This window comes from Asanoa sp. NPDC049475 (genome assembly GCF_040676915.1).
Classification (GTDB): domain Bacteria; phylum Actinomycetota; class Actinomycetes; order Mycobacteriales; family Micromonosporaceae; genus Asanoa.
Genome location: NZ_JBFAPY010000003.1, coordinates 17791 through 39601, shown reverse-complemented (window position 1 = coordinate 39601; position 21811 = coordinate 17791). Strand labels below are relative to the sequence as shown.

The 21811-nt window shown below is 70.4% G+C and carries 20 protein-coding genes; 17 read left to right on the top strand and 3 right to left on the bottom strand.

The window, feature by feature from the left end; all coding sequences use genetic code 11:
* Positions 1-230 precede the first annotated feature (230 nt).
* From AB0J88_RS11285 to AB0J88_RS11225, 13 genes are all read left to right on the top strand, one after another.
* Positions 231-623, top strand: a complete 393-nt coding sequence (locus tag AB0J88_RS11285) for a YbaB/EbfC family nucleoid-associated protein (RefSeq protein ID WP_364345996.1) — start codon at positions 231-233, stop codon at positions 621-623.
* Positions 616-897: a hypothetical protein gene (locus AB0J88_RS11280; RefSeq protein WP_364345998.1), complete on the top strand. Its 282-nt coding sequence runs from the start codon at positions 616-618 to the stop codon at positions 895-897. The genes AB0J88_RS11285 and AB0J88_RS11280 overlap by 8 nt, the downstream gene beginning before the upstream one ends.
* Positions 894-4070, top strand: a complete 3177-nt coding sequence (locus AB0J88_RS11275; protein WP_364346000.1) for a hypothetical protein — start codon at positions 894-896, stop codon at positions 4068-4070. The genes AB0J88_RS11280 and AB0J88_RS11275 overlap by 4 nt, the downstream gene beginning before the upstream one ends.
* Complete coding sequence (locus AB0J88_RS11270; protein ID WP_364346002.1) at positions 4045-4347, top strand: hypothetical protein; 303 nt, start codon at positions 4045-4047, stop codon at positions 4345-4347. The genes AB0J88_RS11275 and AB0J88_RS11270 overlap by 26 nt, the downstream gene beginning before the upstream one ends.
* 141 nt (positions 4348-4488) lie before the next feature.
* Positions 4489-5427, top strand: coding sequence for a hypothetical protein (locus AB0J88_RS11265; RefSeq protein WP_364346004.1), 939 nt, complete (start codon positions 4489-4491; stop codon positions 5425-5427).
* A 117-nt stretch (positions 5428-5544) separates the two neighbouring features.
* Positions 5545-6924: a phosphomannomutase/phosphoglucomutase gene (locus AB0J88_RS11260; RefSeq protein ID WP_364346006.1), complete on the top strand. Its 1380-nt coding sequence runs from the start codon at positions 5545-5547 to the stop codon at positions 6922-6924.
* Between the two features lie 47 nt (positions 6925-6971).
* A complete protein-coding gene (locus AB0J88_RS11255) occupies positions 6972-7157 on the top strand; it encodes a Trm112 family protein (protein WP_364346008.1) in 186 nt (61 codons plus the stop codon).
* On the top strand, positions 7157-8368 hold the full coding sequence (locus AB0J88_RS11250; RefSeq protein ID WP_364346010.1) for an SIS domain-containing protein: 1212 nt from the start codon (positions 7157-7159) through the stop codon (positions 8366-8368). The genes AB0J88_RS11255 and AB0J88_RS11250 overlap by 1 nt, the downstream gene beginning before the upstream one ends.
* A gap of 10 nt (positions 8369-8378) precedes the next feature.
* The gene (locus tag AB0J88_RS11245; protein WP_364346012.1) at positions 8379-9350 is read left to right on the top strand and encodes a cation diffusion facilitator family transporter; all 972 of its coding nucleotides are present in this window, start codon (positions 8379-8381) and stop codon (positions 9348-9350) included.
* Positions 9351-9614: 264 nt separating this feature from the next.
* Positions 9615-10796, top strand: coding sequence for a mannose-6-phosphate isomerase, class I (manA, locus tag AB0J88_RS11240; RefSeq protein ID WP_364346014.1), 1182 nt, complete (start codon positions 9615-9617; stop codon positions 10794-10796).
* 433 nt (positions 10797-11229) lie between these two features.
* On the top strand, positions 11230-12723 hold the full coding sequence (ahcY, locus tag AB0J88_RS11235) for an adenosylhomocysteinase (RefSeq protein ID WP_364346016.1): 1494 nt from the start codon (positions 11230-11232) through the stop codon (positions 12721-12723).
* A gap of 191 nt (positions 12724-12914) precedes the next feature.
* Positions 12915-13526: a nicotinamide riboside transporter PnuC gene (gene pnuC / locus AB0J88_RS11230; RefSeq protein WP_364346018.1), complete on the top strand. Its 612-nt coding sequence runs from the start codon at positions 12915-12917 to the stop codon at positions 13524-13526.
* A 145-nt stretch (positions 13527-13671) separates the two neighbouring features.
* Complete coding sequence (locus AB0J88_RS11225; RefSeq protein ID WP_364346020.1) at positions 13672-14709, top strand: AAA family ATPase; 1038 nt, start codon at positions 13672-13674, stop codon at positions 14707-14709.
* Here the strand turns inward: AB0J88_RS11225 and AB0J88_RS11220 are convergent.
* The gene (locus AB0J88_RS11220) at positions 14706-14864 is read right to left on the bottom strand and encodes a hypothetical protein (RefSeq protein WP_364346022.1); all 159 of its coding nucleotides are present in this window, start codon (positions 14862-14864) and stop codon (positions 14706-14708) included. The genes AB0J88_RS11225 and AB0J88_RS11220 overlap by 4 nt on opposite strands.
* 115 nt (positions 14865-14979) lie before the next feature.
* On the opposite strand from AB0J88_RS11220, the gene efeU reads away from it, so the two are divergent.
* The 3 genes from efeU to efeB are packed head-to-tail and all read left to right on the top strand — an operon-like array spanning position 14980 to position 18270.
* Positions 14980-15846 (top strand): iron uptake transporter permease EfeU, encoded by an 867-nt coding sequence (gene efeU / locus AB0J88_RS11215; protein ID WP_364346024.1) that lies wholly within the window; start codon positions 14980-14982, stop codon positions 15844-15846.
* A 14-nt stretch (positions 15847-15860) separates the two neighbouring features.
* Positions 15861-16997 (top strand): iron uptake system protein EfeO, encoded by a 1137-nt coding sequence (gene efeO / locus AB0J88_RS11210; protein WP_364346026.1) that lies wholly within the window; start codon positions 15861-15863, stop codon positions 16995-16997.
* 4 nt (positions 16998-17001) lie between these two features.
* Complete coding sequence (gene efeB / locus AB0J88_RS11205; protein WP_364346028.1) at positions 17002-18270, top strand: iron uptake transporter deferrochelatase/peroxidase subunit; 1269 nt, start codon at positions 17002-17004, stop codon at positions 18268-18270.
* On the opposite strand, the gene AB0J88_RS11200 is transcribed toward efeB, so the two are convergent.
* Entirely contained in the window at positions 18263-19384 is a 1122-nt protein-coding gene (locus AB0J88_RS11200) for a stage II sporulation protein M (RefSeq protein WP_364346030.1), read from the bottom strand. The two genes, efeB and AB0J88_RS11200, sit on opposite strands and share 8 nt — an antisense overlap.
* 24 nt (positions 19385-19408) lie before the next feature.
* Here AB0J88_RS11200 and AB0J88_RS11195 point away from each other — a divergent pair, with 24 nt between their 5' ends.
* The gene (locus tag AB0J88_RS11195) at positions 19409-20368 is read left to right on the top strand and encodes an RDD family protein (protein ID WP_364346032.1); all 960 of its coding nucleotides are present in this window, start codon (positions 19409-19411) and stop codon (positions 20366-20368) included.
* Positions 20369-20504: 136 nt separating this feature from the next.
* On the opposite strand, the gene AB0J88_RS11190 is transcribed toward AB0J88_RS11195, so the two are convergent.
* Positions 20505-21809 carry a DUF58 domain-containing protein gene (locus AB0J88_RS11190; RefSeq protein WP_364346034.1) on the bottom strand — a complete coding sequence of 435 codons (1305 nt, stop codon included), beginning with the start codon at positions 21807-21809 and terminating at the stop codon, positions 20505-20507.
* Positions 21810-21811 lie beyond the last annotated feature (2 nt).

Sequence of the window (21811 nt, the reverse complement as noted above, 5' to 3'; positions counted from 1 at the left end):
TTGGCACATAAGATCAGTTCGCCCAAGGCGCGCCAAGACCCCGTACGCGGGCTTGACCTGGGGTTTCACCCGTCAGGTGAGCCGGCTCCTACCTCAACGCGCGGCGGTGGCCCCGGGACATGGCCCGGCACCGGAAACTTCGTGTCGACGGGGTCACATCGATCTATGTCTCCAGGTATCGTCTGCGTGACTTACGGTGATCTCTGCCTGCGGGGTTGGGAGAATCGGCAATGGCACAGCGCGCGGACCGCGCGGTCAACGACGCCCTCCGCGGGCGAGCCGACGAGGTCCTAGGCCAATACGAACGCCTCCGCGCGGGCATGGCTGAGCTGCGAGAACGCCTGTCCGCGTTCTCGTCGACAGCACAGTCAGCCGACGGCCTGGTCATCGCGACCGTCGACGCCCGCGGCCACCTGGTGCGGCTGTCGCTGGACCCGGGCGCCTACCGCGCCCATCGACCGGACCAGCTGGCGGCGGTGGTCACGACGACAGTCCGCGATGCCACGTCGTCGTCCGCCGCGGCGGTCCAGGACCTGGTGGCGGGCTATCTGCCGCCGGGATCGGGGGTGGCCGACTACGTGCGAAGCGGCCAGTTCGACGCCCTGCTGCGTCGTCATGGCTGAGGTCTACCTGGATCCGGTGTCTGTCGTCGCGGCGGCCCGCGACCTGGCCGCGATAGGCAGGTCGTCGGTGGTGTCGATCCCGTCGGGTGATCCGTGGGGGTCGGACGAGGCCGGAGCGACGTTCGCGTCCGCCTATCTGCCAGCCGCGTCCTCTGCTCTGGCGGCGTGGTCCTCCATGGCGTCGGCGCTGAGCCGTCTGGGCGAGGCGGTGCTGGCCGCGTCATCATCCACGATGGACAGCGACCGGGCGGCAGCGCGCCGCTTCCCTTCGTGACGGTGCTGCCGAGCCCGATCCCACACCCGCTGGACACCTTGCCGTGGGACGGCCTGCCCGGGTGGGCGTACGAGTGCCTCGAATGGGTGATCGGCGTGCAGTGGCCGGAGGGAGACGAACGCGCGGTCTGGAACGTGGCGGAGGCCTGGTACGCGGCTTCGGCGCAGGTGTCGGAGGTGCTGGCGGAATCCTCGTCGGCAGCGTCCGCAGTGTCGGCGGCGTATGCGGGGCCGGCGGCGTCGGCGTTCGCGGAGGAGTGGCGTGAGCTTTCGGCGGGCCTGAGCCAACTACCGAACGCCTTCGCCACCTTGGGCACGGCGGTGGAGTCGTGCGGAGCCGAGATCGAGGCCGCGAAGATCGAGGTCTGGATCGAGGTGGTCCTCCTAGCCATCGAACTGCTGGCGCTGGTGGTGGCGATGGCCTTGACCGCGGGCGCGGCGAGCCCGGCGGCAGCGGCGGCGGCCGCGGCCACGCGGGCGGCAATCCACCGAATCTTCGGGCGGCTGATCAGCCGCCTGTCCCGGCCCGTGGCACGCGTCCTGTTCGCGGGGGTGGCGGAGTCGGCGCAGGAGGCTGGGACGTCGGCGGGCATCCAGTCCTATCAGCGTGCCGCCGGCCATCGTGACTTGTTCGATCTGCGGGCCGTGGGGATGTCGGCGGTGGGCGGTTTCGCGGGCGGGGTTGCGGGTTCGGCTGGCCACCTGGCCCCGAACCCGGCTGCGGGGTTGGCGGCGAAAGCGGGGCGGTCGGCCGCTTCGGAGTCCTTGGCCGAGACAGCGGCGAGCCTGGCAACGGGTTCCGGCCTCCCTGACCCGACCGAGGCAGCGAGGGCCGCAGCATCCGGAGCCACGAGCGGCACAGTCGACCACCGTTTGGCGTCGCTGGATAGGCCGATCGAGGTCGGGTCCGGCGTGGAACCCCGTCCGGTCGGCGCGGGCCCGGACCAGGACCAGGTTGACATCGCGGGGGCTGCCACCTCCGGAACCGCGAGCGGCGCGGTCGACCACGGTTCGGCTGTGCTGGAGGTCGGGTTAGGCCTGGAACGTAACCCGTTTGGAGCGGCCTCCGACCCTGATCGGACCGGCGCGGGCCAGGCTGCCACCGCCGGATCCACCGGCGGCACGGTCGACGACGGCTCGGCAGTGCTTGATAAGCCGCGCACGGCCGGGTTTGGTCTGGAACGTGACCCGGTCGGTGGGACCTCCGAACCTGACCAGGCCGGCGGCGCCCAGATTTCCGGAGGCGCGGTCGACAACGGTACGAGAGCTCTGGAGAAAGCGGACGAGGTCCAGTCTGGCTTGGCAGCGGCCGATCTCACGTCGTCGGCCGGAACGCGTGGCGACGTGGCGCTGGAACCCGTGCCAAGCAAGGTCGAGGCCGGCATCCCAGCGTCACCGTTCGGAGGCGCCGATGCTGGTTCGGTCCAACACTTGGCGGCCGGGGGCGGCTCCGAGGGATCGGCTTCCACGGTGAGCGGAGCCCTGCGGCCTGTGACGCTCGGGGCCGACGGCCCCGCCGCTGTCGTTGTGGCTTCAGCTGACGTGCCCGGCGGGAACCAGCCCGGCAGCCCGTCCCCTGCGGATGTCGCCGGCACACCCGTCAGGACGAGCCCGACGGATGCGGGAGCGGTCGCCGGCCTGCCGCAGCAGTCCTTGTCGCCAACCGTTGTCACCAGCGGAGCGGTAGCGAGCAATCTGCCGCCACAACTAGCCGTGATGTTCGGCGACCCGACTCAACGGCAGTTGAGAGCGATCGGTGTTGGATCAGCGACGTACTCGGACCTGGGCGTCGACCCGAGCACCTTGAGCGCGGCGGAACGTTCCCTCTACGAGCGCGCGCTGCCGAAGGTGGCGATGCTGCGCACGGACCAGATCCGGTTCACCCAACGCAGCATCAGCCCCACGCACGAAAGCCAGCCGACCAAAATCCAACCGAATGGCTGGAAGGGCCCTCCCATCCACGGAGTCCGCTGGGGCGACGGCACCTACGTGACCTTGGATGACAAATTACTTCGTGCCGCACGTACCGCCGGTCTGGAACGCATCCCAGTCGTGGTCCACTCACCGTCGGAGCGACTCGCGGATTGGCCAGACGAATGGCCACCGGACCACACAGCCGCCCATCCTCTGCGCGACGACATCCGCGAGCTGCCCGACGGCACCTGGTTCGCGGGCGGAGACGAAGGACCCATCCGCCACGAGCGCGGCGCCGTCGCAGTGACGTTTGGTGAGTTGGCTTTGTATAACGCCGCTCATCAACGCAGCCTCCTGCCCGTTCACCTCTTCGGAACCGAACGAACTCCCGTCGTACTCGGCTGGGCTGAGAACGAGCTCGATGTTGATCTTGACGCCGAGGAACGCCGTGTGCTTGATGGCCTCCGCGCTGCGGCCGAAGCCACCGCTGACGAGATTCAGGCGGAACTCGTCTCGGTCGCCGCGCGGGTCTCGGCGATGTTGGAAGCCGATCCACCGTTGAGACTGGACGGCACCGATCAACGGATCAAGAGTCTCGCGTCCCTCGCCCGCAAGTATGACGACGAGGCGCGAGCCACGAATGACTCAGTGGAGCAGTTCGCCGAAGACGTGAACGATGTTCTGCGATTCTCGATGGTCGTGCCCGGCGATTCGACCTGCTCACCGGCGGTGCGGTGTGTCCTTCGTAGCCTCGCCGACCTGGGGTACTCCACTGACGGAGACTCGCTGAAGAACTTCTGGTCCGCGGGCAACCGTTTCTACGGGCTGAATCTCACGCTGCGCGCGCCAGGCGGCCAACAATTGGAGCTCCAACTGCCGACAACCGACTCGCAGCGAGCGGGGAAGTTGACGCACGGGCTTTACCAAGTTGTCCGCACCAACGGCCCGCCGGGGGAGTTCGGCTCGAGCCCTCGCCGCGTTCATGCCTTTCTGCGCACCCTCGCGGTCAACCAGCAGTTACGACTGGCGGAACGCATCCCTCCGGGACTGGCCGAGCTCGCACAACCGAGAAACACAAGCTTCGCCAAATGGATAAGGCGAAAGCCAGACGTCTGGGGCGACTATCGGGCCTGGCTTGAGTCGAACGGCCTGACGTTCGCGCAGATCGTGCACGAGTTCGGGCTGGACCCGGCCGACTTCCCGGTCGATGATCATCCTGAGGGAGGAGGCGACGATGTACCGCTACTACGCCGTCTATAACAGGCGAGACAGGGACCGGGCAGCTGGCCTCTTCGTCATGGACGTGAGCGCAGGGCACGGCCTGCTGTGGGACCACAAGCTCAAGGCCTGGAGCTACAACCCGGAGTTGGTCGTGCGTTTCCTCGATGACGACCGCAACGATGATCGCTGGGAGAGCATCGATCGCTCCGTCGCCGAAGGCATCGTTCCCGAAATTACGGGCGGTGAGGAGCTGCCCGATGAAGAGACGATCGGCTGGGTGTTTCGGTGGCGGGGGAGGCCTCCTCAGGGTGACTGAGTGTGGCGTCAGGAACATGACATTGCGGGTTGTTGCGGTGCCACTACGTACGGTCTATCTCGCGGCCTTCTGCGACAGGCCTGTCAAGGGCCACCGGGTAGCGTGTCCGCCGGACGTGAGCGCGGGACACGGGAGATGGTGATGATGGCGGATCGGCGTGGTGGCCGTCGGGTGGTGGCGTTGTTGGCGATCGGTGTCGGGCTGGTCGGCGCGATCGGCGTCGGGCTCGTGGTTTCCGCCGGCACTGCCAGCGCCGCGGATGAGCGGATTGATCTGCGGGCCGTGCGCACCTTCAACGCCGGCGGTAACCCCGGCTCCGCGTCCGTCAGCGTCACTCGCCGGGATCGTGGCTGCGTCAACGTGCGTACCGCCCTGGGTATCCGACTCGCCAACGGTATGAACGCCGGCCAGGTGCGGGTCGACACCTTGAGCCGCGGGCAGTGGCGGCCCGTTGTCGTGTCCGACGCCGGCCCCGGCGTGGTGGTCACCGAGCGGACCGCGCCGGACCGCGCCACGATCTGTGAGCGGCAGACCGCCGTCGGCCGGTATCGGGTCAGCTTCGCCAACGGGACCCCGGGCGGCAGTGTCACGCTGATCGGCCAGGTGTTCAACGGGCGCGGGCAGGGCATCGGCAGTGAGTCGGCTGCGGCCCAGGTCAACGGCGCTCGGGTGACGCCGACGAAGAAGCCCACCAAGAAGTCCCCTACGCCTACGGCCCGGACCAAGACCGAGGAGCCGTCGACGGCTGAGCCGTTCGACGACCCGGACAAGAGCCCGCTCGCCGTCGGCGTGCCGGTGCCGCCGCACGACTCGGGCAGCAGCGGTTTCCTCGGGATGAGCGGGCTGGTCATGGTCGGCGGGCTCGTGCTGGTCGGCGTCGGCGCTGCCTTGATCGTGTTCCTGGTGCGCCAGCTGCGTGCTGACCGGGCCGGTGGCGGACCCGCCCCCGAGCATGGGCGACGTGGAAGGCGGGCGGCGGCGCCCGACTCGCAGACCATCTTCCTTCCTCCCATCCGTCCGGCGGCCGGGCCCGGTGGCGGCGACCAGCAGACGGTGATTTTCCCGCGTATCGAGGACTGAGATCGGGTTATCCACAGCCCGCGGTTATCCACAGCCCACGAGTGCCTTCAGGCGCCGCCCGCACCCCTCCGTTACGCTCGGCGGCGAAACGCTGGCATCGTCCAAGGAGCGAGTGCGTTGTCCGAGCTGTCCCAGATCGTCAAGGCCTACGACATCCGCGGTGTCGTCCCGGACCAGTGGGACGAGCGGGTCGCTGAGGCGCTAGGCGCCGGCTTCGCGCAGTTCCTCGCGTCCACGCACCCCGACTCGACGAGCGTGGTCATCGCCCACGACATGCGCGCGACCTCTCCCGGGATGTCCGCCGCCTTCGCCCGGGGCGTGCTCAGCGCGGGGCTCGGCGTGGTCGAGGCGGGCCTCGGCTCGACGGACATGCTCTACTTCGCGGCCGGCACGCTCGATCTGCCCGGCGCGATGTTCACGGCCAGTCACAACCCCGCGCAATACAACGGCATCAAGCTCTGCCTGGCCGGGGCCAAGCCGATCAGCCTGGATTCCGGCCTCGCCGAGATCCGGGACAACGCCCAGCGCATCCTCGACGGAGACGCACCGACACCCACACCGGGTGCCCGCGCGGAGCGGCGCGAGGTGCTCGCCGACTATGCCCGCTACCTGCGCGAGCTGGTCGACCTGCGCGGCATCCGGCCCCTCAAGGTGGTCGTCGACGCCGGCAACGGGATGGGCGGCTACACGGTCCCGGCGGTCCTCGGCGACCAGGCGCTCGAGGCCCTGCCGTTGACGATCGTCCCGCTCTACTTCGAGCTCGACGGGTCGTTCCCCAACCACGAGGCCAACCCGCTCGAGCCCAAGAACCTGGTCGACCTCCAGCACGCCGTCGTGCAGCACGGCGCTGACATCGGGCTCGCGTTCGACGGCGACGCCGACCGCTGCTTCGTGATCGACGAGCGCGGCGAGCCGGTCAGCCCCAGTGCGGTCACCGCGCTGGTGGCCGCCCGTGAGCTGGCCAAGCACCCCGGCGAGACGATCATCCACAACCTGATTACGTCGAGCGCCGTGCCGGAGATCATCAGAGAGAACGGCGGCACTCCCGTACGCAGCCGGGTCGGGCATTCGTTCATCAAGGCGGACATGGCGCGCACCAATGCCGTGTTCGGCGGTGAGCACTCGGCGCACTACTACTTCCGCGAGTTCTGGTTCGCCGACACCGGCATGCTCGCCGCGATGCACGTGCTCGCGGCCCTCGGCGGTCAGCCCGAGCCGCTGTCCCGGCTCGCCGCCGAGTTCGAGCGCTACGTCGCGTCCGGTGAGATCAACTCGACGGTCCAGGACCAGAAGGCCAAGCAGCAGGAGGTACGCGCCGCCTACCCGGACGCCGTGGTCGACGAGCTCGACGGTCTGACGTTGACCTTCCCGGACGGCGCGTGGATCAACCTACGTGCGTCCAACACCGAGCCGCTGCTCCGGCTCAACGTCGAGGCGCCGACGGCTACGCGCATGGCTGAACTCCGCGACGAGGCCCTGGGTCTCATCCGCCGCTAAGATCGTCGCCGGACGGCCCGCCGCCCGCACCTGGAAGGAGCCGCACGATGGCCCTGGATCAGCAGTTGCTGGACATCCTCGCCTGCCCCGACACACATCACGCTCCGTTGACCTACGACGCGGCGGCGCAGACGCTGACGTGCACCGAGTGTCACCGGGTGTTCGAGGTCCGCGACGACATCCCGATCCTCCTGCTCGACGAGGCCCGCCCGCCGGCGCCGGAGGCGAGCTGATGGATACCCCGGTGGGCGGTGCCGCCGGCCTGCGCGGTCAGCGGGTGGCCGACGAGGCCCTGCTCGACAACCAGGAGGCGATGGCCGAGAACGATCCGAGCGGCATGCTGCGGATGACGGCCTCCGCCGGCGCCCAGGTGCGCGAGTCCGCGGCCCTCGCCGCCGAGGCCAATCTCTCCGCGCTCGAAGACGACGGCCTGCCCCGCGCCGTGGTGATCGCCGGCGCAGGCACCGCCGCCCGCACGGGTGAGATCCTCGCGATGGCGGCGGGTCCCCGGTCCCGCGCGCCCGTCATCGCCCACCGCAGCGCCGGCGTCCCCGGCTGGGTGGGTGCCGCCGACGTGGTGATCGCGATCAGCGCGTCCGGCCACAGCCCCGAGGCGCTCGCCGCCGCAGACGCGGCCGCCCGTCGGGGAGCTCGGCTGGTCGGCATCGGCGCACCCGACTCCGAGCTTCAGTCGGTCGTCGAGCGGGCGCGTGCCCCGTTCATCCCTGTGCCGCGCCGCGCCCCCGCCCGCGCGAGTCTGTGGGCGCTGACGGTGCCGGTGCTGCTCGCCGCGCGCACCCTGGGCCTGGTCAAGGTCAACGAGGCTGACTTCGCGGAGACCGCGGCCCGGCTCGACGCTGATGCCGAGCGCTGCCGGCCCAGCGCGGAGTCATTCGTCAACCCGGCGAAGTCGCTGGCGCTGGGCCTGGCCGGCTCGGTGCCGATCGTCTGGGGCTCGTCGCCGCTGGCGACCGTGGCAGCGCGCCGGTTCGCCGACACGCTGTCAGCCAACGCCCGCTACCCGGTGGTCGCCGGGGCGCTCGGCGAGGCAGGTCGTGGCCGGGTCGGCCTGCTCGACGGCGTGTTCGGCGGTCTGGTCGAGAGCGACCGGGACATCTTCGCCGACCCGTTCGACGACGAAGACGGTGCGCAGGCCAGCCGACTACGCGTGGTGCTGCTGCGCGACGGTGGCCTCAACGCCGACGACGACACCGACGAGCCCCTCGCCGTCGAGGAGCGCCGCGCGGACGCGATCCAGACGTTGGCCGAGCGGCGTGGCGTGCGCTGCGACGTGCTCACCGCCGAGGGCGGCTCGTCGCTGGAGCGGCTGGCGTCCCTGGTCGCTGTTCCTGACTTCGCGTCGGTCTACCTCGCTCTCGCACACGGTCTGGATCCGATGGCGGTGCCGGCCGTTTCCGAGATGAAGGAGCTTTCGAACCCATGAGTGCAGTGACATGAGTGCCGGCGGCGGCACGCGGGCGATCATCGCGGCGCTTGCCGCCAACCTCGGCATCGCGGTCACGAAGTTCCTGGCGTTCGTCCTCACCGGCTCGTCGTCGATGCTCGCGGAAGCGATCCACTCGGTGGCCGACTCGGGCAACCAACTTCTGCTGCTGCTCGGTGGGCGGCGGGCGACCCGGACAGCCACACCGGAACACCCCTTCGGGTACGGGCGTGAGCGCTACGTCTACGCGTTCATCGTCTCGATCATCCTGTTCAGCGTCGGCGGCCTGTTCGCGCTCTACGAGGCCTGGCACAAGTACGAGGATCCGCACGGCATCACCGAGTGGCAGTGGGTTCCCATCGCGGTGTTGGTCGTGGCGATCGCGCTCGAGTCGTACTCACTGCGCACCGCGATCCACGAGTCCAACCCGCTTCGTGGCAAGGCGTCGTGGGTCGCCTTCGTCCGCCGGGCGAAGGCGCCGGAGCTACCGGTGGTGCTGCTGGAAGACACCGGCGCGCTGCTCGGTCTGGTGTTCGCACTGTTCGGGGTCTCGATGACCCTGGCCACCGGCAACGGCAAGTGGGACGCGCTCGGCACCGCCATGATCGGTGTGCTGCTGGTGGCCATCGCGATCATCCTCGCGGTCGAGACCAAGAGCCTGCTCCTCGGCGAGGGCGCGAGCCCGGAGAACACCCGGGCGATCGAGAAGTCGCTGGTCGGCGACGGCGTCGACCGGATCATCCACATGAAGACCCTGCACCTCGGTCCTGAAGAGCTACTGGTGGCCGCGAAGATCGCGGTGACGCCCGACGCCCACGCCGACGAGGTCGCACGGGCGATCAACGCGGCCGAAGCACGGGTACGCGAGGCGGTCCCGATCGCCCGCGTGATCTACCTCGAACCGGACATCTACAGCACCCGGGCCGCTGCGGCCGGTGACGGCGCCGCCGCGGAAACGGCCGAAGGCATCAACGCTCACTAGACCGGTCAACGGCAGGGTGAGCCGACATGACGGTCATCGGCGGTTCGGGCCTGGGTGACCGGATCTGCGAGGTGCGACGCGACCAAACGGCGCGCACGGTGTCGTGCGGGTCACCGCGACACCCGCTCGCGGTCGACCGGGCGACCACCGCGCGCGATGATCGGCCAGATGCCCGCACGGCGTCCGGGATGGCTCTGCCGGGGGTCCGGACGCCGAGCAGGCACACGTTTCGCGCGACAGCGCCTACCCCAGGGACCGGCCACTGTGGAACTACTTGACAGCCCCATCCGCGACTATGCTTGGGGTTCGCGCACGGTGCTCGCCCGACTACAGGGTCGCGCGGCGCCTACTGCGGGTCCGGAGGCCGAGCTCTGGGTGGGCGCGCACCCCGGCGCTCCGTCGACTTTGGACGGCGAAGACGGCCCGGTGAGCCTGGCCGACGCGATCGGGGCGGCGCCGACGGGCTGGCTCGGCGCGGACACGGTGGCCCGCTTCGGCCCTCGCCTGCCGTTCCTGCTCAAGCTCTTGGCCGCCGAAGCCCCGCTGTCGTTGCAGGCCCACCCCGACCTGGAACGCGCCAGCGAACGGTTCACCGCGGGCGACCCGAACTACGTCGACGCCAACCACAAACCGGAGCTTCTCGTCGCCATCGAGCCGTTCGACGCCTTGTGCGGCTTTCGCGACCCGCGCCGCTCCGCGGACGCCCTGGAGGCCCTTGGCGGCGAGGCCCTGGCCTCGATCGTGGAGCACCTCCGCCGACGCGAACTGGCCGACGCCGTCGAGCTCCTCCTGACCTGGCCAGGCAACCGCACCGACCTGATCAAACTGGTCACCGCAGGCAACCCCGTCGGCGACGCCGCGAGCGACCCCGCCGGCAATGCGGCGGGCGACGACCGCGCCGGCGATGCGTTCGCCGACGATCTCGCTCTGGTGCGGCGCCTCGCCCAGCATTACCCCAGCGACCCCGGAGTCCTGGTCGCCCTCCTGCTCAACCACGTCCATCTAGCCCCAGGAGACGCGGTCTGGATGCCGGCGGGCAACCTCCACTCCTACCTGAGCGGGTCCGGAGTCGAGATCATGGCCGCCAGCGACAACGTCCTCCGCGGCGGCCTCACCCCGAAGCGAGTCGACGTGGGCGAGCTCCTCCGAGTGCTCCGCTTCGACGTACTCGAAGAGCCAGTGGTCAAGCCCGAAGAAGTCGCCCCGGGCGTGCACACCTGGCCCGTACCCGTCGACGACTTCGCCCTCCACCGCGTCACCAGGCCGACCCAACTCAGCCTCAGCGGCCCGATTTTGGCCCTCTGCACCGCGGGCGAGATCACGATCGGGGACGCCACCGGCGTGGTCTCGCTCACTCCAGGCCGCGCTGCGGTGGGCCCAGCCAGTGCCGGCCCGCTCATGATCGCCGGTGCCGGTGAGGTCTATGTCGCCTCCCTGGGCGACTAAACCCGGACACAAGCCGAAGAACGCCACTCCAGCAACGACGATCAGGAGCGGAAGCCGCGAGCCCAGGCCAGGCGACCAAGGCCGGAACAGATCAGGAAATATCCGCATTCTCTTGACAGAGGCGATCGCGCGGTGTGACTCTATAACCACGCAGCGTTATCGCGACGAAGGTCCGAGTCACGCGCGGGGGAACCAAACCGGGGGGATGCACGGGGCGGTGTGGGGTCGAGCGGTTTAGTCCGCAGACCACCCACCGCCCCGTGCGCTATGTGCGGACGGGGGCCGCCGGCTTGGGTGAGAAGCGCGGAGCCGCCCCCCGCGACCGGAGCGGACCAGCCCGGGGTAACGCTGCTTCACACCAGCCCTCCGCGTAAGCTCGATGGTCGCGATCAGCCGCAGAGCCCAGCAGGGACGCGACCGACTAGGAGCTTTCATGACCAGCACCCTTCCGGCGCACGGCGCGTCGACCGGGGACCGTCCGCGCACCCTCGCCGAAGGCGACTTCAAGGTGGCCGACCTGTCCCTTGCCGCCTTCGGCCGCAAGGAGATCCAGCTCGCCGAGCACGAGATGCCCGGCCTGATGGCGCTCCGGCGCGAGTTCGCCGCTGCCCAGCCGCTGAAGGGCGCCCGCATCACCGGGTCGCTGCACATGACCATCCAGACCGCGGTGCTCATCGAGACATTGACCGCGCTCGGCGCGACGGTCCGCTGGGCGTCCTGCAACATCTTCTCGACCCAGGACCACGCCGCCGCCGCGATCGTCGTCGGACCCGAGGGCACCCCCGAGGCGCCGGCCGGCGTCCCGGTCTACGCCTGGAAGGGCGAGACCCTCGAGGAGTACTGGTGGTGCACCGAGCAGGTGCTCCTCTGGCCCGACGGCGAGGGCCCGAACATGATCCTCGACGACGGCGGCGACGCCACCCTGCTCGTACACAAGGGTGCCGAGTTCGAAGGTCTTGGCGCCGCCCCGAGCGTGGACACCGCCGACTCGGAGGAGTACGCCGTCATTCTCGGCCTCCTCCACCGCTCGCTCGCGGAGGACAACCGCCGCTGGACCCGGGTCGCCGCCGGCATCAAGGGCGTCACCGAGGAGACCACCACCGGCGTGCACCGCCTCTACGAGATGCAGCAGACCGGCAGCCTGCTCTTCCCGGCGATCAACGTCAACGACTCGGTCACCAAGTCGAAGTTCGACAACAAGTACGGTTGCCGCCACTCGCTGATCGACGGCATCAACCGGGCGACCGACGTGCTGATCGGCGGCAAGGTCGCGGTCGTGGCCGGCTACGGCGACGTCGGCAAGGGCTGCGCCGAGAGCCTCCGCGGCCAGGGCGCCCGCGTCATCGTCACGGAGATCGACCCGATCTGCGCGCTCCAGGCGGCGATGGACGGCTACCAGGTCGCCACCCTCGAGGACGTCGTCGAGACCGCCGACATCTTCGTCACCGCGACCGGCTGCTTCAACGTGATCACCAACGAGCACATGGCGCGGATGAAGCACCAGGCGATCGTCGGCAACATCGGGCACTTCGACAACGAGATCGACATGGCCGGCCTGGCCAAGCGCGCCGACACCGAGCGGATCAACATCAAGCCGCAGGTCGACGAGTGGCGCTTCGCCGACGGCCACTCGGTCATCGTGCTGTCGGAGGGCCGCCTGCTCAACCTGGGCAACGCGACCGGCCACCCGAGCTTCGTGATGTCCAACAGCTTCAGCAACCAGACGATCGCGCAGATCGAGCTCTTCACGAAGCTCGAGGAGTACCCGATCGGCGTCTACACCCTGCCCAAGCACCTCGACGAGAAGGTCGCGCGGCTGCACCTCGACGCCCTCGGGGTCCACCTCACCGAGCTCACCAAGGAGCAGGCGGGATACCTCGGCGTCGCCGTCGAAGGCCCCTACAAGCCGGACCACTACCGGTACTAGATCCAAAGCAGGATCTGGTCCCGGGTTCGTCGGGGGCGCGACCGTCGCTCCCGCCGGAGACCGCGGGCGGGCCAAACCCGGGCCCGCCCGCTGCCAGGTCCGCGGGCACTACCGTTACTGATCAAAATCAAGGACGATGGCCCTTCGCCGGCGCAGCCGGCGGAGGGCCATCGTCTATCTAGGAAACACGGATGCTCACGGATGCCGCCTTCACGATCGGCGGCACGCCGACGTCGTGGGCCGAGGTTCTCGGGTTCGTCACCGGCGCGCTCAACGTCTGGCTCGTCGCGCGGCAGCGGATCAGCAACTGGCCCGTCGGCATCCTCAACGTCGCGCTGCTGATGCTGGTCTTCTGGACCGCCGGCCTCTACGCCGACGCCGGCCTCCAGATCCTCTACGTGCTGCTCGGCTTCTACGGCTGGTGGTCCTGGCTCTACGGCGGCGAGCACCGCACCCGCCTCCAGGTCTCCGACACCAGCCCGAGGGAGTGGGCGGTGATCGCCGTAGCCGGCATCGCCCTCACCGCCGCCCTCACCCTCTTCCTCGACCGGGCAACAGACTCGACGGTCCCGTTCCCGGACGCGGTCACCACGGCACTGAGCCTGCTCGCCACCTACGGCCAGACCCGCAAACGCTGGGAAAGCTGGTGGCTGTGGATCACCGCCGACCTGATCTACATCCCCCTGTACGCCTACAAGGGCCTCTACCTGACCGCCGCCCTCTATCTGATCTTCCTCACCCTCTGCGTCTTCGGCCTGCACCAATGGCGCTCGGCCCGCCATCCAACCCCGGCAACGACATGACCGCCCGACGCGGTCTGAGCCGCCGGCGCAGCATGGGTGACGGGCACGGCTCGGCGGGCCGCGAAAGCCTGGTGAGGGGGATGGCCGGCCGGCGCGGCATGGATCACCGGCACCGCCTGGCGGGCCACCCGAGCCTGGAGACTGCATGATCCACCGGCACGGCCTGATCGTCGGCAAGTTCTATCCGCCGCACGCCGGCCATCATGCGCTGATCCACTATGCCGCCGCGCGGTGTGCTGCGGTCACCGTCGTGGTCGCTCCGTCGCGGCGCGAGTCGATTCCGTTGGAGCTGCGGGTCCGGTGGCTGGAGGAGGCGCATCAAGCGACGCCGCACGTCCGGTTCGTCGGCCGCTACGACGACCATCCGATCGACTACGACGACCCCGCCGCCTGGGACGCGCACTGTGCGCTGTTCCGGGAAGCCGCGGGCGACGCCGAGATCGACGCGGTCTTCTCCTCCGAGGAATATGGCCCCGAGCTGGCACGAAGGTTCGACGCCGACCACGTCCCCTTCGATCCGGGCCGCGAACGAGTTCCCGTCTCCGGCACCGCCGTCCGTGCCGACCCCGTGGCCCACTGGGACGCGCTCAGGCCGCAGGTGCGCGCCTGGTTCGTGCGCCGCGTCGTCGTGGTCGGCGCCGAGTCGACCGGCACCACCACCGTTGCCCGCGCGCTGGCAAAGGAGTTCAGCACGGCCTGGGTCCCCGAGTACGGCCGCGAGCTCACCGAACGCAAGCTCGCCGCCCTCGGTCCGGGCGCGACCGTCTTCGACGTCACCTGGGACGAGGCCGACTTCGTCGAGGTGGCCCGCCGCCAGGAGGCCGCGGCCGACGAGGCCGCCAGAGACAGTGGTCCGCTTCTCGTCTGCGACACCGACGCCCGCGCCACCGCGATCTGGGAAGAGCGCTATCTCGGCAAATCCTCGGAAAAGGTGCGAGCCGCCGCGCGCTGGCCCGACCTCTACCTGTTGACCGACCACGAACGGGTGCCGTTCGAGCAGGACGGCCTGCGTGATGGTGAGCACGTTCGCGAGTGGATGACCGGCCGGTTCCGGGCCGCGCTGGCCGGCGCGCCGGTGCCGGTCGTCGAGCTGACCGGGACGTTGGAGGAGCGGCTCGCGACAGCGCACGACGCCTGCGCGCGCCTCCTCGCCCAGGGCTGGAACCTGGCCGAACCGCTCTAATTGGGGCGGCGTTGCGGACGTTTCGGGCGTACCCAGGTCCACACGCAGTAGATCAGCCAGCCCACCGCGAGCGCCGTCGCGAGTGGTCGCAGCCGCAGGGCGTTGAGTGCGATGACCAACGCCAGCACGGTCAGCCACGGGATGAAGGCCTTCACGCGCGGGACGTTACCCGTTCAACGCGCGGCTTGACTTTCGCAGCCGGGCGGGGAGAAGGTATGGCTGCCCTTACTTAGGCGCGCCTATCACCTAGCGTGACCGGAGTCCGCTGACATGTTCGCGACGTACCTGATCGGCCTGCGCGAAGGACTGGAAGCGACCCTCGTGGTCAGCATTCTGGTTGCCTTCCTGGTCAAGTCCCAGCGCAAAGACCGCCTCATCCAGGTCTGGGCGGGTGTCGCGCTCGCGGTCGCACTCTCGGTCCTCTTTGGCTGGCTGCTGACCTACACGAGCACCACGCTGCTCGCCGACTACAAGGACCGCGAGCTCTTCGAGGCGATCACCTCGCTCGCGGCGGTCGTCTTCGTCACCTGGATGATCTTCTGGATGCGCAAGGCCGCCCGGTCCATCGCCGGTGAGCTGCGCACGAGGATGACCGACGCGCTCGCGGTCGGGTCCATCGCGGTAGCCGTGATGGCGTTCCTCGCCGTCGTGCGCGAAGGCCTGGAGACCGCCCTGATCTTCTACTCCGCGGTGCAGGGAGTGGAGACCGACGGCGGCCCGCTCTACGCCCTGATCGGCGGCGTCGCGACCGCGATCGTCATCGGCGTCCTGCTGTACGGCACGGCCGTGCGGATCAACCTCGGCAAGTTCTTCACCTGGACCGGCGCGCTGCTGATCCTGGTGGCCGCGGGCATCCTCAAGTACGCGGTGCACGACTTCCAGGAGTCCGGTGTGCTGCCGGGGATCAACACGCTGGCCTTCGACATCAGCGGCACCCTCGACCCCGGCTCCTGGTACGGCAGCCTGCTCGCCGGCATGTTCAACATCACCCCGGCGCCGACCGTCCTGGAGACGATCGCTTGGGTCGCGTACGGCATCCCGGTCCTCGCGATCTTCCTCAAGCCGGCGAAGAGCAAGCCGAAGCCGGCCCCCGCGCCCATCGAAACCACCACCTCGGCATCCTCGCCGCAGGCCTGATCAGGAGTCCTCGTATGCGCAGCAGATACCTCGCGACCGTCGCGGTCGCCCTGTTGGCGGGCGGCCTGGCCGCCTGCTCCGGCAGCGACGACAAGGGCGCCGACGCCGCCGCGGACAAGGGTGGCCCGATCGCGGTCAACGCCAGCGACACCGGCTGCGAGGTCGGCATCACCGACGTCGACGCGGGCACGGTGCAGTTCAAGATCACGAACAAGGGCGCCAAGGTCACCGAGTTCTACGTGTACGCCGCCGGCGACCGGGTGATGGGCGAGGTCGAGAACATCGTTCCGGGCCTGAGCCGCGACCTGCACGTCGAGCTCCCCGCCGGCACGTACGAGACCGCCTGCAAGCCCGGGATGATCGGCAAGGGCATCCGCGGCCCGCTGAAGGTCAACGGCTCCGCCGCGCCGCTCACCGAGGACGCCGCCCTCAAGGACGCCACCGACAGCTATTCGCGTTACGTGAAGAGCCAGACCGACGCCCTGCTGGTGAAGACGCAGGAGTTCGTCGACGCGGTCAAGGCCGGCGACGTCGCGAAGGCCAAGACGCTCTTCCCGGTCGCCCGCACGTACTGGGAGCGGATCGAGCCCGTCGCCGAGATCTTCGGTGACCTCGACCCCAAGATCGACGGCCGGGAAGAGGTCGTCGAGGAGGGCATGAAGTTCACCGGCTTCCACGCGATCGAGCGCGACCTGTGGAAGACCGGCGACATCTCCAAGTCCGGCCCGATGGCCGACGAGCTGATGGTCAACATCAAGGAGATCGTCGCCAAGGCCAACGCCGAGAAGCTCTCGCCGCTCCAGCTCGCCAACGGCGCCAAGGAGCTTTTGGACGAGGTGGCCACGGGCAAGATCACGGGCGAGGAGGACCGCTACTCGCACACCGACCTGTGGGACTTCAACGCCAACGTCGAAGGCTCCAAGGCGGCCGTCTCCGCGCTCCGCCCGGCGCTCGAGCAGCGCAACGCCGACCTGGTCAAGCAGCTCGACACCGAGTTCGCCAACGTCGACAGCGCGCTGGCCAAGCACCGCGACGGCGACGGCTGGAAGTTCCACAACGAGCTCTCGCAGGACGACCTGAAGGCCCTCTCCGACGCGATCAACGCGCTGGCCGAGCCGATCAGCAAGGTCGCCGCGGTGGTGGCGGGTTAAGCAGATGGGAATCACGCGTCGTAAGGCGATGACGATCGCGGGTGTCGGCGTGGCCGGCATCGCGGGTGCCGCTGCCGGCGCGACGGCCGTGCTGGCCGCTGACTCGGAACCCTCGGTTCCGGCGTCGGCGGCCAGTGGTGCTGTCCCGTTCCACGGCGACCACCAGGCCGGCATCGTCACACCGGCCCAGGACCGGCTGCACTTCGTCGCCTTCGACGTGGTCACCAAGGACCGCGACCGGCTGGTGTCGATGCTCCAGGACTGGACGGCGGCGGCCGCCCGGATGACCCAGGGCCAGGACGCGGGCACGATCGGCGCGGTCAACGGGATCCCGGAGGCGCCGCCGGACGACACCGGCGAGGCGCTCGACCTGCCGCCGGCGGGCCTGACGCTGACCGTGGGCTTCGGCCCGACGCTGTTCCGCGACGCGTCCGGCGTCGACCGCTTCGGCATCGCAGCCAAGCGCCCGGCCGCGCTGGCGGACCTGCCGAAGTTCCCCGCCGACGCGCTCCAGCCGGAGATCTCCGGCGGCGACCTGTGCGTGCAGGCGTGCGCCAACGACCCCCAGGTGGCGGTGCACGCGATCCGCAACCTCGCCCGCATCGGCATGGGTGTGGTCAGCGTGCGCTGGTCGCAGCTCGGCTTCGGTCGCACCTCGTCGACGTCGCGCGACCAGGTCACCCCGCGCAACCTGTTCGGCTTCAAGGACGGCACGGCCAACCTCAAGGCCGAGGACACCGCGCTGCTCGACGAGCACCTGTGGGCTCGGGCGGCCGACGGAGCGTCCTGGATGGACGGCGGTTCCTACCTGGTGGCCCGGAAGATCCGGATGACCATCGAGACCTGGGACCGTACGTCGCTCGGTGAGCAGGAGGAGATCGTCGGGCGGGCCAAGGGCACCGGCGCGCCGCTCGGCCACCAGAACGAGTTCGACGAGCTCGACTTCACCGTCAAGGGCCCGAACGGCGAACCGGCGATCGCCGACGTCGCGCACGTGAAGCTGGCCCACCACAGCCAGAACGGCGGCGCCCGGATCCTGCGCCGGGGCTACAACTTCGTCGACGGCTCCGACGGCCTCGGCCGGCTCAACGCGGGTCTGTTCTTCATCTCGTTCCAGCGCGACGCGCACAAGCAGTTCGTGCCGATCCAGCTCAACCTCGCCCGGCACGACGTGATGAACGAGTACATCCGCCACGTGTCGAGCGCCCTGTTCGCCTGCCCGCCCGGCGTGCGGGACGGCGGCGACTACTGGGGCCGCGCCCTGTTCAGTTAGAACGTGCCGACGCGGACGCCGCAGGGACGGGCCCGCCAGGGACCGGCCCGGACTCTGGCGGGAGCGACGGTCGTGCCGCCGACGGACCCGAGTCCAATGTCGATCGTCTTCGGTCCGAACCCGCCAGTATCGCGGCGAGCTCGGCCTCCGCGGCCGCTGTGGCGCGGGCTTTCGCCGCCTGCTCCGCGGCGGAGCCGAACAGCATCACGTAGCCGATGAAGCCCAGCCAGGCCGTGGCCCCGATGGCGATCTTCAGCACCGGCGGCAGCGGCGACGGCGTCACGAACGCCTCGATCACACCGGACACCGCGAACAGGATCACCAGGCCGATCGCGACCAGCAGGCCCTCGCGCCCGGCCGCGGCCACCGCCCGCGTGCGGGTCAGGTGCCGGGGCGGGCGGATCCAGGCGCCGGCGATCCGCAGGCCCACGCCGGCGGCCACGTAGACGCCGGTGAGCTCCAGCAGGCCGTGCGGCGTGATCAGGCTGAAGAACTGCTCCGCCTCGCCGTACTGGACCATCACGCCGCCGCTCAGCCCGATGTTGAGCGCGTTGTTCCACAGGAGCCAGAGGACCGGCAGGACCAGCACGCCGGACGCCAGGCACTGCACCGACAGCCAGGCGTTGTGCGTCCACAGGGAGAACGCGAAGGTCTGCGGCGAGTACTCGGAGTAGTAGGCGGCGAACTCCGTCTCGACCAGCCGGCGCGCCGCCTCGTCGCCGATCAGCGCGCTGGCGACCTCGGGATGCCCGGCGGTGTAGAAGATCAGGAAGAAGCTCAGCGCGGTGAACAGCGTGGCCACCGCGCACCACCACGGCCAGGCGCGATAGGCCGCGAGCGGGAACCCGACGGTGAAGAACCGGCCGACGTCGGCGAGCCGCATCCGGCGGCCGGGTGAGATCGCGGCCCGGCTGGCCAGCACGAGCCGGGACAGACGGGCGATCAAAGCCGGGTCGGGGGTACGGCTGCGCACCACCGACAGATGCGTCGCCGTGCGCTGGTAAAGCGTGACGAGTTCGTCGACCTCGACGGCGGCCAGGCGGCGTTTGCCGGAGAGATGCTCCAGCCTCCGCCACTCGGCGTCATGCTCGGCTACGTAGGCGTCGAGATCCACGCGCTCATAGTGTTCACTGTGCGGGTGACCGCGCAACCTCTCTCGACCGACCGGGTCGTCACCGGCGAGGCCGTGGAGCTCGAGGTGCGCGCGGCCCGGGCCGGATCGCGGGTCACCGCCCTGCTCATCGACCTGCTGGTCATCCTCGGTCTGGGCCTGATCCTGTTCGTCGTCGTGTCGGCGTTCCTGTCCTCGATCCCGGCCGACCTCGACAACGCCACCATCCAGGGCATCACGGTGGTCTGCACCGTGTTGTTGCTGGTCGGCTACCCGGTCACCTGCGAGACCGTCTTTCGTGGCCGGACGGCCGGCAAGGCCGCTCTGGGGCTGCGGGTGGTCCGCGACGACGGTGGCCCGGTGCGGTTGCGGCACGCCCTGACCCGCAGCCTGGTCGGCGTCGCCACCGAGTGGCCGGGCGTGCTGCTGCCGCCGGTCACCTGGATCGCCGCCCTGTTGACGATGCTCGGCAACCCGCGCGGCAAGCGCCTCGGCGACCTGGTCGCCGGCACCATGGTGATCCACGAGCGCACGCCGGCGGGCTGGGGCTGGGTGCCCGGCATGCCGCCCCGGCTGGCCGAGTGGGCGCTCACCCTCGACCTCACCGGAGTCTCCGACGAGCTCGCCCTGGCCGTCCGGCACTTCCTGGCCCGCGGTCGGGAGCTTCGCGAACCGGCGCGCACCCAGCTGGGCCGCACGCTGGCCGCCGAGGTGGCCGCCGTGACCACCCCGCCGCCCCCGCCGGACGTGCCGGGCTGGGCCTACCTGGCCGCGGTGATCGCCGAACGGCACCGGCGGGCTCGGCTGCGGCTCGCCCGCGCGCGGGCGGTGAGTGCGGCGATCTGGCCGGACCTGGTGCCGCAGACGTTGGCGGCCCTGCCGTCGGCGGGACCAGCGGAAGCGCTGGTGCGTCCTGGCTCGCCCTACTCGGACGACACGCCTCCGCTTGCCTGGCCGGTCACGGCCCACCAACCGCGACCCTTCTAGAGCCACGCCGAGCCAAGCCACGCCGAGCCAAGCCGGGCCGGGCCAAGCCGGGCCGGGCCAAGCCGGGCCGGGCCAAGCCGCGCTGCGGCAGGCACAGGCGCCGCGTGGCGGCGCGTGTGCCTTCCTCCGCACGAAGTCAGAGGCGCGCGAGCGCCTTCAGGGTCAGGTAGGTGTCGGCGACCGCTCCCGCGAACTCCGTGGCGGGGGCGTCGACCACCTCGACACCGCCGCGGCGCAGGGCCGCCGCGACCCGGTCGCGTTCGGACAGCGCCCGATGCCCGGCCGCGGCCGCGTAGACGTCGGCCGCCGTGGCCGGATCGCGGGTGGTCAGGTCGCGCAGCACCGGGTCGTGCGTGGCCGCCACGACGACCTTGTGCCGGGCGACCAGCCTCGGCAGCACCGGCAACAGGCCCTCGCCCAGCGCGCCCGGTTCGAGGGCGGTGAACAGCACGATCAGCGCGCGCTTGCGCTCCCGCCGCAGGACCTCGCCGACGACGAGCTCGAAGTCGGTCTCGACCAGCGCCGGCTGGAGCGGCGCGAGCGCGTTGACCAGGCGGGCCAGCAGCACCTGGCGGCCGGCACCGGACACGGACGCGCGCACCGCGGTGTCGACGGCCAGCAGGTCGACCTGGTCGCCGGCCCGGGACGCGAGAGTCGCCAGCAGGAGTGCCGCGTCCATCGCCGCGTCCAGCCGGGGCTCGTCGCCGATCCGGACGGCCGAGGTGCGGCCGGTGTCCAGCACGCACACCACCCGGCGGTCGCGTTCCGGACGCCAGGTGCGGACCATCACGTCGGACCGGCGGGCGCTGGCCCGCCAGTCGATCGATCGGACGTCGTCGCCGATCACGTACTCGCGCAGCGCGTCGAACTCGGTGCCCTGGCCCCGACCGCGCGTCACGATGGTGCCGTCGAGCACGCGCAGCCGCGCGGTCTTCTCGGGCAGCAGCTGGCGGGACGCGAACCGGGGCAGCACCCGCAACCGCCAGGGCGGGGTGGCCGGGTGCTCGAGACGCTGCCGGAACGCGAGGCCGAGCGGGCCGTGCGAGCGCACGGTGACCCGGACGGCGGGCCGGTCGCCCCGGCGGGTCGGGGTCAGCTCGGCGGGCAGCGTCACGCTGGTGCGGGGCGGCACCTCCACCCGTCCGCGCGGGGTCACCGCGCCGGCCGACGGGACCCAGGCGTCGCGGATGTCGGCGCGGAGCGTACGCGTGCCGTTGTTGCGCACCCGCAGCCGCACGGTGGCCGACTGGCCGAGCCGGACCGCCGAGTCGCCGTCGCGGGCCAGCACGAGGTCCCGCAGTGCCGCGGCGAGTGCGAAGTCCACAGCGGACAGTGTCAGGACGAGGCCGCCGGCGACCGCCGCGGCCCACCACGGTGCCGCCCACAGCGGCATGGTGAGCGCGGCGAGGCCCAGCAGCAGGGCGGCACGCCAGGTGACCATGG